The organism is Cognataquiflexum nitidum, assembly GCF_022538055.1.
Lineage (GTDB): Bacteria > Bacteroidota > Bacteroidia > Cytophagales > Cyclobacteriaceae > Cognataquiflexum > Cognataquiflexum nitidum.
This window is the reverse complement of sequence record NZ_JAKZAM010000019.1, coordinates 83795-96248: the sequence shown is the minus strand read 5'-3', so window position 1 is coordinate 96248 and position 12454 is coordinate 83795. Positions and strand designations below refer to the sequence as shown.

Sequence of the window (12454 nt, the reverse complement as noted above, 5' to 3'; positions counted from 1 at the left end):
TATTTCGGAGAAAAATTATTTGACAGACTTATTATTGCGGCAGTTCAGACTTACGTGTGAAGTTAGGGGGAGTCATATTCCTGATAAATGAAAACGAAAGGTCTACGGCAAATCCCAATAACCTAAATGGCAATAACAGCAACCAAATAATTGGGTAAAGAATCAACGACATAATGGCAATGGGCCAACAAAGAATAAATAAAATGTACCAAAGAAGGAAACTGACCATATTTGTTTGTTTTAGCTAAAACGTATCAATACCTGTACCAAGTAGAAAAAATGACCTTTATGGCCCTCTAAACACTTATGGCAATTTTAAACTGTATTGAAATTGAACAATCTTCGGACATAATGAATTCAGAATGCTTTATTTCTGGTGAAAAGTATCTGATACAAAACCCAATACCTCCGGCAAAGAAGTTCTCCAATAACTCCATGTATGACCACCATCCCTAATCCTGAATTCATGTGGAATTTCTTTTTTCTTCAAGGCAATATGGACCAAGCTATTTCCTTCGTAAAGAAAGTCATCGTCACCGCAGTCAAAATACCATTTGATAGATTTCATTTTTTCAACATCACCGAGGGAGATTTGCTGAATGGCATTATGTCTTTCATAGTAAGATTGGAGAGTTGATTCATTTTTCACCTCCACTTTGTTGGTCTGTAGTCCCTGTTTGAATTCTTCAAATGTTGTATTTCTAAGTGAAGCACTCAGTGGACAGGCAGAGGAGAAAAGTTCCGGCCTATGCATGGCATAGAAAAAGGTGCCTCCGCCTCCCATAGAAAGTCCCGCAATGGCTCTAAATCTTTTTTCAGACTTGATTCTATATTTCTTTTCCACTGCCGGCATCAATTCTTCAAAAAAGAAATCTTCATACCTCCATTCACTGTTCACATCATTGAAATAGCCCCTTTTGCCAGTATTTGCGTCAGGCATAATGATAATCATGGCAGTAGCTTTCCCTTCTTGGATAGCTTTGTCTGCAATATGCTGTACTTCTCCAAATTGTACCCAACCTGTCTGATCGTCTCCACCACCATGGAGCAAATAGAGCACAGGGTAGGAGCGTTGGGAAGATTCATATCCCGGTGGAATATACACCGCATACTTCCGATCCATGTTTAAGATCTTGCTTGACAGGGTCAGTTCATCGAATACTTTGCTTTCTTGGGTTAAAGCGGGATAGCCGAAAAACATGAAAATCAAGGAAAGTAGGAAGAATCTGATCATGGTGCTTTGGGTTTATGGTTTTTCAAAATTCCAAACCTGAGTTTTTGGTTTGCTTTTTTCTTTGTTCAAATTATCAAAGTATAATTTTTTGTCAAACAATTAAACTGTTTTCGGTAACTGGGTCAATCCTGTGGTCAATATCTGCTTTTGAACTTTGGACGAATCGTGTATCTTGTTTACAAAATGTCTAGACAATGAAAAGAAGAGAATTTGTAAAGGCGACATCTTTGGCTACAGCAGCCCTTGTCAGCTCACCGATTTCAACATTAACGGCAGGGATTAAGGCAGTAAGAAAATTTAAAATCGCTCTTAATCCCGGAATTATCGGTGTCAAGGCCAATTTTGCCCAAACCCTGGATTATGCCATCAAATACCAATATGAGGCAATAAGTCCTTTCACCCAAGAAGTGATGGAAAATTATTCGGAGGCTCAGCTAAATGAAATCCTTATCAAAATGAAGGAAAACAGAATCAGCTACGACTCTACCAATATTCCCGTGGAATTCCGGCAGGATAATACAAGGTTTAATGATGACTTCAAGGTTTTAAGGAAATTTTGTCAGACGATGGAAAAGCAAGGTGCCACTCGCATCATCACTTGGATCATTTCTTCTCATAATGAACTGACGTATAATGAAAATATGAAGCAACATGCTTACCGACTCGGAGAATGTGCTAAAGTGATGAAGGATCACGGAATCCGGTTTGGGTTAGAATACTTGGGGATGCGGACAATGATGACCCAAAACCGATATCCTTTTATCGGAAGCATGAAAGAGGGAAAGGAATTGATCGGGGAAATCGGAGAAAGTAATGTGGGATTTGTATTGGACACTTTTCATTGGTACTGCGCCAATGACACCTTGGAAGATTTAAGAACACTAAAACCTGAAGATGTCGTGGTGGTCGACCTCAATGATGCCCGATTAGGATTTACGAGGGAAACCCAACTGGATGGGAAAAGAGAACTTCCGATGTCAACAGGGGTAATCAATACCAAGGATTTTCTCCAAGGAATACTTGATATCGGTTATGATGGTCCGGTCAGGGCGGAGCCTTTCAATCAAGAATTGAATGACATGGAAAATGATGTTGCACTTCAATTAAATAAGTTGGCAATTAACAAGGCCTTGGCGACAGTTGGCTTTTAATTGGTTCAGAAAATAAAATCGGTTGTTGGCAAAAGCAAAAAAGTAAAGTCTTTAAGTAAGACAATGTTATCTTTATAAACCTGTAAAATGGAACCCGAAAAGGGATTATCGGTTTATGATAGTCAACAAATATTTAATTTTTGAGCTAAATGGACTTTTCAGATATTCTTGAGCTTATAAAAGTTCAGCATCAGGATAAATCTTCAGATTTGCTTTTGACGATTGTAGAAAGGATCCGTCCTCCCAAAAATAACCTTTCTTTAGCCACTGAAAATATAAAAGGGTTTGCTGACAGTTTAAAAGAAAATCCTGAACATATTGCTTTTTTCCGATGCTATCTGGAGACTTTGTTTGATCAAAAACAGTACATTCAGATTTTCACAGAATCAGGTATTCTGACCAACAAGGGATTTTTTTCTGAGGCTTTTGATAGAATCAATACATACTTTTTGCCCAAGGTATATGATGAAAAGGATGTCATGACCATTTTTGTATCTGTTTTTTATCAAAAGTGGGATTTTCTATGGGTCAATGAAATTTCGAATGAGACCTATGCCGGGCTTTTCCAATTGTTGGGTTGGACTGAAATACAAAACCTTCCCAAAGAGGAAAAATTGATATCTCAGACCCTAAACAGTATTCTGGTAGTTTCTCAAAGGATAGCAGCATTGGGCTTGGAGCCAGAAATTCTCTCAAAACTCCCTGAGCTGGAGTATTTTGATTCGCCTTTTATCGTTCAAAACAAATCGGTTTTTGATTATGTAGATCTGTATCAAAAAGACCTGGATTTTGACAAGATCGATCAGAACTCAGATTACAAACACCTCATGGTCATGCTGTCTCAGTGTGAGGAATACATCCTATTGATCCGTAAGAACAAGCGCAAATTTGGGACAGACCTCCACCTGTCCTACCTTCTCCTCCGGCTCAAACAAAACATTGAAAGGCTCAAATCCCTTTTGAAATTGGTCTCCAAATCAGATAATCAATCAGACTTTCAAGGGGAAATTGAATTACTCAAGGTTTTAGTCAGAGCTGTAAATAGGAGGAATAGTCTAAGCGATCATATTGAGGATAATGTCAACCTGCTTGCCTTTCAAATTACCGAACATGCCGGCAAAACCGGTGAGCACTATATTGCCAATTCCGCAAAAGAATGGTGGAAAATGTTGGTTTCCTCCATGGGAGGAGGATTTATTGTTGGCTTCTTGTCCGTTATCAAGGTGTTGATTTATTATCTGAGGTTACCGCTTTTTGGAGAGGCCTTTATGTATAGTATGAATTATTCTTTAGGATTTATAGGCATACACCTGACCCATTCCACTTTGGCTACCAAGCAACCCGCAATGACGGCCTCCAAACTAGCGGCAGCACTGGACGAAGTAGAAAAACCAAAATCAGTTGCCTTGGGTAACCTTTCTGAGTTTGTGGTCAAAATCTTCAGATCTCAATTCATAGCTTTTGTAGGAAATGTTGTTATTGCCTTTCCGGTGGCTTTTTTGATCGCTTTTGGGTATCATCATTTTTCCGGAAACCATATAGCTGGCGATGAGAAAGCATTCAAGCTAATTGCAGAAATGGATCCTTTAAACAGCCTTGCAATCTTCCATGCCGGTATTGCAGGTGTTTTTTTATTCCTATCTGGAATGATTTCTGGATACTATGACAATAAGAGTGTTTATAATAAAATTCCTCAGCGGATCAAAATCCATAAAGGTTTGGTCAGGTTTATGGGTCAGAAAAGGACAGATGGGTTTAGCCATTACATTGATAACAACTTAGGAAGTTTGGCAGGAAATTTCTTTCTGGGGATTTTCCTGGGTTTTATGGGTACGATAGGGGTAATTCTCGGTCTTCCGCTTGATATACAGCATATTACATTTGCGAGTGGGAATTTTGGGTTGGCTTTTGCCTCAATAGGAGATCAACTTACATTTAGTCAAGTTTTGTTATCCATTGCAGGGGTTTTTAGTATAGGAGCGATGAACTTTTTGGTGAGTTTTTCTTTGGCAATTTTTGTAGCAATCAAGTCAAGAAAAGTTACCTTCAAGCAAAGCAGAAAACTCTTTGGGATTTTATTTCTTCGATTTATAAAAAGGCCTCATCACTTTTTCTTGCCCATTTACGAAAAAGAGCCATCAAGAGAAAATCTTTTGCAAAAGGATTTAGAAAAAAAATCTCCCAATAATGGGGATAACATTGAAAATGAGGAAAGGAAAGTAAGGCCATTTAAAAAATAAAAACTTTATTGATGTTCAGTAATGTATTCCCACATCCTGAATCCTCCCTGAAATGCAAGGTTGTTATTACCAAACCTACATCCTGTTGGCAGTTCGGATAAAAGCTTGGAATTACCGCCGCCAATGACTACATCATCAGGTAAGAATGCTTCGGAGAATTTTGAAATGATATTTTGGACATGATTCTGCCACTTTTTTTGTCCCATTCTCTCTAGGCCCCTCAATCCGGCATAATCCTCAAAAGTCCCTTTTTTGTAATCTTGATGAGCCAATTCCATAGGTACCACGCTGCCGTCTACCACTAGCGCTGAACCTAACCCGGTTCCCAATCCCAAAAATAAAAGTACACCTTCCTGATAGGATCCCAAGGCCTGCATAGAGGCATCATTCATGATTTTAACCGGTTTCCTAAAAGCTGACTCAAAGTCAAAACCAATCCATCCTTGCCCAAGATTTTTGGGTTCAGTCATTATTTTACCTTTTTTGATAATTCCGGGATACCCTATCGAGATGTAGTCATATTCCCAGTCTTTGGTAAACTCCAATATTTCAGAAACCATTTTCTCAGGATTCATAAAACTTCCGGAAGGTATTTTTCTCCTTTCCTGATCATTATTTGCCTTTACCTTGACGTTTGTTCCTCCGATATCGATGACTAGTATTTTCAAATTTGTAGGGGTTATGTACTGCAAGTTAAAAAATAGACTTACTCTTTCAAATGAAGAATTGACAGAAGAATATTATTAATTTCAATTAAGAAAGCTAAAATATTAGAATAAAGGCATATAGGATTGGCATGGTCTCCTAAAAAAAATGGAAATTAACCTAGTGGGGACAAGTCAGTATGTTTCTAAGTAAATATATTGGTAGTGTATTGGTTTAAACAGCCGGCTTGAATTTTTCCCGATTATTAAAAATAGGTTTGGATTAATTTTTCCCAAATACTCTTTTTTGAAAAAACATGATAAACATCATGGAATTATTTGATTATCAACGCTAATTTTTGATCGGCATATCGTCATCTTTGGCAAAGGACATTCAAAATGAAGCTAAAAATCCCAAATATTGATAAGAATCAATTTTTGAATGAAATCGGTGATATTGCCAGGTTTACGGCCCGGTTTTTTAGAGAAGTTTCCAAGCCCAAGCAGGAGTACCACGAGTTTGTGAATCAGTGCTATTGGATAGGTTATAAGACATTAACCCTTGTCGGGGTCACAGCATTTATTATGGGGCTTGTTTTGACTATACAGTCAAGACCTACTTTGGTTGAATTTGGAGCGGAATCATATCTCCCTTCTATGGTCTCTGTTTCGTTGATAAGAGAAATCGCTCCTGTGATTACAGCTTTGATCTGTGCCGGAAAAATCGGTTCCGGTATGGGGGCAGAGTTAGGGTCTATGCGAGTAACAGAACAGATTGATGCCATGGAAGTCTCCGGGACCAATCCCTTCAAATATCTGGTGGTGACGAGGGTAATGGCTGCAACCTTGATGGTGCCCGTTCTTTCGAGTTTGGCAAATGCCATTTCGCTTTATGGTGGCTATTTGGGTGTAAATATCAGGGGTCAGGTCAGTTGGCATTTGTATTGGTTTCAGGTGTTTGGAGTATTGGATTTTAGTGATATGCTTCCTTCTTTGATCAAAACATTTTTCTTTGGTTTTGCCATTGGAATAATAGGAACATATAAAGGGTATAATTCAACCAAAGGAACAGAAGGCGTGGGAAGATCAGCAACCACAGCTGTAATCGTAGCTTCTTTACTGGTGTTTATTATCGATTTGATTGCAGTTCAAATTACAGATATTCTCGGTTTGACATAAATGAAAAAAGATTTGAAACCGGTCATTGAAGTAAAAAATATCAATAAATCATTTGGTGATAACCATGTGCTACGAGACTTTTCTATGGATGTGAATCCCGGTGAAAATCTTGTTATTTTGGGAAAATCAGGTTCGGGCAAATCAGTTTTGATAAAATGTATCATTGACCTTATTCGTCCGGATTCCGGTCAGATCATCGTTTTGAACCATGATATCAATGACCTTGATCAGGAAGAGCTGGATAAATTAAGAGCTAAAGTAGGGTTTCTTTTCCAAAGCAATGCCCTATATGACTCCATGACTGTCAGGGAAAATCTTGAATTTCCACTGCGAATCCATTGGACCAAAGAAGAAAGGGCAAAAAATGCTGAAAGTGCTGTCAAAGAAGCTTTGGAAGATGTTGGACTGTCACATACGGTAAATATGATGCCCTCTGAACTTTCCGGTGGAATGAGAAAAAGAATTGCGTTGGCCCGGGCACTGATTTTAAATCCCAGCGTCATTCTTTATGATGAGCCAACTACAGGATTGGATCCCATTACCGCAAGGGAAATCAGTGAGCTGATGGTCAACATGCAAAAAAAGTACAATGCCACCTCTGTGATCATTTCCCATGATATGAATTGTATCCGAATTACTTCCAACCGGGTGATCATGTTGATCGAAGGAAGGAGTTATGCTGATGATACTTATGACAATCTTCGTTTATCCAAAGATCCCAAAATCAGGGAGTTTTTCGACTGACTATGAAAGAGAAAAAGAAAATTGAAAATTCGAAATTAGGGCTGATGGTACTCGCCGGTCTGCTTTTCCTTGTGTATACCTTATATATGATCGGAAAAAACCAAAATATTTTCGGTTCATCAATCACCATCATTTCTGTAGTCGAAAATGTAAATGGCCTGGTACCCGGAAACAATGTCCGGTTTCAGGGAATCGATGTTGGAACTGTCAAATCAATAGAAATGGCTAATGACTCATCTATTCACATCACCCTTTACCTCCATAAGAAAATGCAACCTTTCATTAGGAAAAATGCAATCACTTCCATCAATACCGATGGATTGATGGGAAATAAAATCATCCACATCCTTCCCCAGCAAGGCAATTCCTTACCTATCGAAGAAGGTGATATCTTATATTCTAAGCCCGCACTTGATACGGATGAAATGCTTGAAAAATTAAGTATCACAGGTGATTATCTCGAAATCACCCTCAGAAACCTTTCGGAAGTTTCTGATAAATTGAATAAAAGTGAAAGCCTTTGGTCATTACTTTCTGATGAGCATCTTCCGCAAGAAATCAAAAATACAATCTTGGAATTTAAAAAGGCAGGTTCTAACGCCGCGGCACTCGCTAAGACAGGTAAGGAGCTTGTAGAGAGTTTTGAGCAGGGGAAAGGGATTATCCAACAGGCTTTTACAGACTCTTTAATGGCTGAAAACCTGAGTGAATCCATCGAAAATATCCTAAAAACAAGTTCTGAGGCCGCCATGATGATGGAAGAAATCAGAAAAATAGTGAACAACATTGAATCAGGAGAAGGCTCTGCTGGACTGATAATCAAAGACAGTCTCATGCGGGAGACCCTTATGAACAGTATGGTCAACATCGAACAGAGTACCTATAATTTTAATCAAAATATGGAGGCTCTGAAAGGAAGTTTCCTTTTTCGTAAGTATTACAGAAAACAGGAGAAGGAACTGAAGAAAGAGGAAAAAAAGAGGTGAAAATGATAAAAGCACTTTCCGATGTAAAACATCAGAATTTGAACAACTAGGGAACGGTTGTTTATCAAATATACCCCGGAATGAATTGGAGAGGTATGGATAAAGTTTCGAAATCAGCCCAAGTAATAATCATGGTAATGGGTCTTCCGGGATCAGGTAAAAGCTATTTTGCAAAAAATTTAGCCAATAAAATCCATGCAGAATATCTTGGAAGTGATGAACTCCGAAAGGAATTAGGCCTGATGGGAAGTTATCAGTTGGACAATAAACTATCTGTCTATGAAGAAATGTTCGATAGGGCTAAAAAGATCCATAAATCTGGAAATAGCCTTGTATTGGATGGAACTTTTTATCTTCAACAAGTCCGTGATATGTTTATCTTTTTGTCAAAAAGCCTATCATGGCAACTCTTTATTATCCATGTTACTGCGTCGGAGGAATTGATCGCCAAAAGGCTTTCTAAACCTCGAACGGACAGCGAAGCCGATATGGATGTGTATATGAGGATTAAATCTGAATTTGAACCTATTCTTGAAGATCATATCATGATAAATTCTACCGACACTAACCTCCGTGAAAGTTTGGAATTGGCTGAGAAATTTATAAAATCAAACTATGGAAAGGCAAGAGGTAAAGATATTGATGTCTGAAGGATTATTTGAAGGTGAACCTATACAAGGAGTTTTAGAAGAGACCAATATCTCTTGGGTGATTCTAGGCCGAAATCATGCCTTTAAAATCAAGAAAAACATCAAACTCTCATTTTTAGATTATTCCACTCTTGAGCAAAGAAAGAAGTATTGCGAAAAGGAATTGGAACTCAACAGGCGTTTTTCACCGATTTATCTCTCAGTTCAGCCTATTCTTTTCCTTAATGACAATTGGTCCATTGGCGCTGGACAGGGCGAAGTAAAGGATTATGTGGTTTGTATGAAGCGAATGCGGAGTGGCAAAAGAATGGATGTGCTTCTCAAGCAAAACAAAGTCAATCCAATCAGTATTTCTCTCATTGCCAAACAGACCGCGAAGTTTCATAAAAATGCTGAAATCATCGCTAAAGATCATCATTATGAACAGGCTAGGACAATATTCAATGACTTGACCACTGTTCAAGAAGTGGTTTTAAAAGAATTTGGCTCCGATTATATTGATGTTATTACCAAGCTGACGTTATGGAGTGACTACTTTTTGGCTAAACATGGCAAAAGGTTATTACAACGGAGTAGGGAAGGATTTATTAGGGATGTGCATGGAGACCTACACAGCGGAAATATTTTTATCTACAAAAAGCCCGTACTTTTTGACTGTATTGAATTTGAGGATGCCTTTAGGCAGATTGATATTCTCTATGAAATCGCCTTTCTCTGCATGGATTTGGAGTTTCATGGTAGGAAAGGCCTTTCAGATGTGTTTTTGGAAGTCTATAACCATAATTTGACTTGCTTCCCCAAAGAAGAAGACAAATCAATTTTTCTATATTTTAAATGCCTTAGGGCAAACGTCCGGGCCAAAGTGTACCTATTGAACAGTTTGTCCGAGCAGGTTCAGGAAAAAAGAACCCAAGAATTGGCAAAAGGAAAAAAGTACCTTGACCTTGCCATGGAGTATCACAGAACTCTCATAGAAAATACTTAGAAAATCTGAATTATAATGAAAATCCGGAATAGATGAAATTTTGGCTAGTTTTCCACGGATTGGGATTCGGAGACATGAGTAAGGCCGGAAATAATGATGTAATCATCAAAGGAGGATGCTGGGGTGTACGCCTAGATCCGAGGACTCAGAATTGGAAGTTCCATTCTACAAATCTTAGATAACCTGCTGCCCAAATGCATGGCTTCGACTTCAAAGGTGCCGGATTGCAGGATGTGTTATCCCCTTCATTGTACAAACTTTGGATTTGGTCGAAAGAGTAGGGGAAAGGCCAATACGGGAACTCCGCATGGCGACACTTTTCATTGATGATACAAATACTCAAACCCGTTAGTAGGAGTAAATGTATTTTCCCAGGGCATGAATAAGGATGTATTAATTGACATTATTGCCTCAAATAAAAAGGCGTCTTTGTTTCTTCGCAGGTCAGAATATAGGTACCAAATTAAAAAAAAACGATTTTATCTAATAAACTAAATCTATTTTCATAAATATTATTTATTTGATTTTTATAGTAATGTCCGTATTTTCATTCAATATTATTCGGGTATCCACGTACAAAGGAGGAGGGCCTGAGCTTCCTTTTTGGGTTCGCAGAAAACCATAACTATTGGGATTTACTGCTAGTCTGTTGTCCAATTTCCCATTAAAATCAGGGTCTTGAAAACAAGCAAGATCAAATTCTCCTTTGGGCATCCCGTAAATTACCTGTACTGTTTCCTTTTTGTTTACAATAAATTGCCCTGGTCTTAGTCCGATTGTTTTTGCCTTTGCCTGTTCTTTTTCATTCCTGAAAATATAGCTGACCACTCCTGATGGTTTGTTGGTTTTGAATCTGAGAACTAAATTAAAGTGTTTGCTTTGATATACTTGATCAATATGTTGTTTACTTGGATCCATCAGGTGTTCCGCCAAAAGGTCAATATCCAATGAAAGGGGGATCATTTTCAAACTCTGTTGAATTAAATGGCCATTTATGTTTTCGGTTAAAGGTTTAAATTGAAAAGTGGGGGAATTTATTGGACTTACCTCAATTTCAGAATCAGTTTCAAAATTCAAATCATTTAAACAGATCTCTTTTATGTTTTTGTGAGAACTCGAGTAAAAAGCAATACTCATCTCGCTAAGATTATAGGCTATGGTCCAATAGGTTTTATAATGATCTTGGTTTTCAGAACTTTTCCTTAAAACATCAAAGGCCTCCTCCGCTTTGTTGACGCTTACTTCTGACAATTGGCTTTTGATTTGGACGTACCTATCAAGATCACCTCTTGAATTTTTATCAACTTTATTTTTATGGCTTTCATAATATTTTTGGCATTCATGATAAGCAGCATTTGTAATAACTTGGTCTGTACCTTCAATCGGATGGATTATTGGCTTTCCTTCTGTGAATTCTATTACAAAAGCATTTCCTGATTGGTCCGCAATAAAAAATTGAACTGTCTCTATAGGGTGAATGGTAAGTTCATGAAGATGGATTAAAACCTCCGAGGCCGTCGCATAGTTATCTAATTGGAACTGAATCCACTCTGATTCGGAAATACTCGGTTGACCATTGTTAGGATAAATACTAAAGGCTTTGTAAAGTTGTTCTACAACCAAACCCGCTTCATTGATGCCGCCTACGGGGAATTCTTTTCCAAATTGATTAAACGTGACAGAACCATATAGTGAAACCCATTGGGCTTGGTTTGTCCCATAAAATCCATAAGCATATTTTTTTTGCTTTTTTTTGTTTTTAAATATATAACCATGACCAGCCTTCCAATCAAAGTTTTTGGCTAATAACATGGTTTGGTCCCTGCTGAAAAAAGCAGAACTGCCAAAACTTGGGGAACTCAAAACACCCCAAAGGACCAAAATTAGAATTCGGTACTTATACATGCCGCTTATGATTTTAATAATTATAGACTTTATAGGTTAATTGATTTTAGCATTTATGAGTTTACGCAATCATGTCAGAGGATTAGTCGCTTATGTTGAATCTCTTCTATGGCCTTAAATGCACAAGATGTCGTCCTGATTGGAGAAGAGGGGTTATTGGCAATGAAGCGAAATCCCTTAACATTCATGGTAAAACCTCCTGATACCTGAAAGTGTGTCCATGATTATAAAGTATATTGATATTCAAATATACATTTAAATGTATTTGAAATACAATAAAATATATTTATAATGATTATTAATTTTTATAAAATACTGATAATCAATAAAATAAATTTTAAATTATTAAGTAAAAATTATATAATAATTTTATTGATATCCATTTTTGATTTCCAAAACAGGGTCAAACCGATATCCTAATGAAAATGAGTTCTTTTAATTGGTTGTTTTGATAGACATATTTTGTTTTCATGTAATATGAAACCTAAAAAATATATTGGAATCTCAATTTTTATAAATACCATCCCGATGATCAAACAACAAATCAGTTTAGTCAAAAATGCTACTTTAAAAATTTTTTTGAATGAAAAATGGATGTAAGCCTCTTTGCAGGTAGGTTTTCATTCTTCCATAGATAGTCCGGAAGATTGAATATATTTGTAAAGGGGGCTTTCAGCCTGAAAAAAAATAATGGATATCGGAATTACTGGCACCATTGCTTACAAACAGTTAAATT

Annotated in this window: 11 protein-coding genes; 8 read left to right on the top strand and 3 right to left on the bottom strand. The window is 37.4% G+C overall.

Annotated elements, in window-relative coordinates:
- Window positions 1-367: 367 nt before the first annotated feature.
- Window positions 368-1234, bottom strand: coding sequence for an alpha/beta hydrolase (locus MMU07_RS13815; RefSeq protein ID WP_241126462.1), 867 nt, complete (start codon window positions 1232-1234; stop codon window positions 368-370).
- 194 nt (window positions 1235-1428) lie between these two features.
- Between MMU07_RS13815 and MMU07_RS13810 the strand changes: the two genes are divergently transcribed.
- Both MMU07_RS13810 and MMU07_RS13805 read left to right on the top strand, forming a co-directional pair.
- Window positions 1429-2385: a sugar phosphate isomerase/epimerase family protein gene (locus MMU07_RS13810; RefSeq protein WP_241126461.1), complete on the top strand. Its 957-nt coding sequence runs from the start codon at window positions 1429-1431 to the stop codon at window positions 2383-2385.
- 149 nt (window positions 2386-2534) lie between these two features.
- On the top strand, window positions 2535-4625 hold the full coding sequence (locus MMU07_RS13805) for a site-specific recombinase (RefSeq protein WP_241126460.1): 2091 nt from the start codon (window positions 2535-2537) through the stop codon (window positions 4623-4625).
- 5 nt (window positions 4626-4630) lie between these two features.
- Here MMU07_RS13805 and MMU07_RS13800 read toward each other — a convergent pair whose 3' ends face one another.
- Entirely contained in the window at window positions 4631-5293 is a 663-nt protein-coding gene (locus MMU07_RS13800) for an ROK family protein (protein WP_241126459.1), read from the bottom strand.
- Window positions 5294-5668: 375 nt separating this feature from the next.
- Here MMU07_RS13800 and MMU07_RS13795 point away from each other — a divergent pair, with 375 nt between their 5' ends.
- The 6 genes from MMU07_RS13795 (at window position 5669) to MMU07_RS13770 (ending at window position 9995) form a co-directional block, all read left to right on the top strand.
- A complete protein-coding gene (locus MMU07_RS13795) occupies window positions 5669-6448 on the top strand; it encodes an MlaE family ABC transporter permease (RefSeq protein WP_241126458.1) in 780 nt (259 codons plus the stop codon).
- A complete protein-coding gene (locus MMU07_RS13790) occupies window positions 6449-7192 on the top strand; it encodes an ABC transporter ATP-binding protein (protein WP_241126457.1) in 744 nt (247 codons plus the stop codon).
- A 2-nt stretch (window positions 7193-7194) separates the two neighbouring features.
- On the top strand, window positions 7195-8178 hold the full coding sequence (locus tag MMU07_RS13785) for an MlaD family protein (protein ID WP_241126456.1): 984 nt from the start codon (window positions 7195-7197) through the stop codon (window positions 8176-8178).
- Window positions 8179-8258: 80 nt separating this feature from the next.
- A complete protein-coding gene (locus MMU07_RS13780) occupies window positions 8259-8828 on the top strand; it encodes a P-loop nucleotide/nucleoside kinase family protein (RefSeq protein ID WP_241126455.1) in 570 nt (189 codons plus the stop codon).
- A complete protein-coding gene (locus tag MMU07_RS13775) occupies window positions 8794-9813 on the top strand; it encodes a hypothetical protein (protein ID WP_241126454.1) in 1020 nt (339 codons plus the stop codon). The genes MMU07_RS13780 and MMU07_RS13775 overlap by 35 nt, the downstream gene beginning before the upstream one ends.
- 32 nt (window positions 9814-9845) lie before the next feature.
- Window positions 9846-9995 carry a hypothetical protein gene (locus MMU07_RS13770; protein WP_241126453.1) on the top strand — a complete coding sequence of 50 codons (150 nt, stop codon included), beginning with the start codon at window positions 9846-9848 and terminating at the stop codon, window positions 9993-9995.
- Window positions 9996-10329: 334 nt separating this feature from the next.
- Here the strand turns inward: MMU07_RS13770 and MMU07_RS13765 are convergent, their stop codons facing one another.
- Window positions 10330-11718, bottom strand: coding sequence for a linear amide C-N hydrolase (locus tag MMU07_RS13765; RefSeq protein WP_241126452.1), 1389 nt, complete (start codon window positions 11716-11718; stop codon window positions 10330-10332).
- Between the last annotated feature and the right edge of the window lie 736 nt (window positions 11719-12454).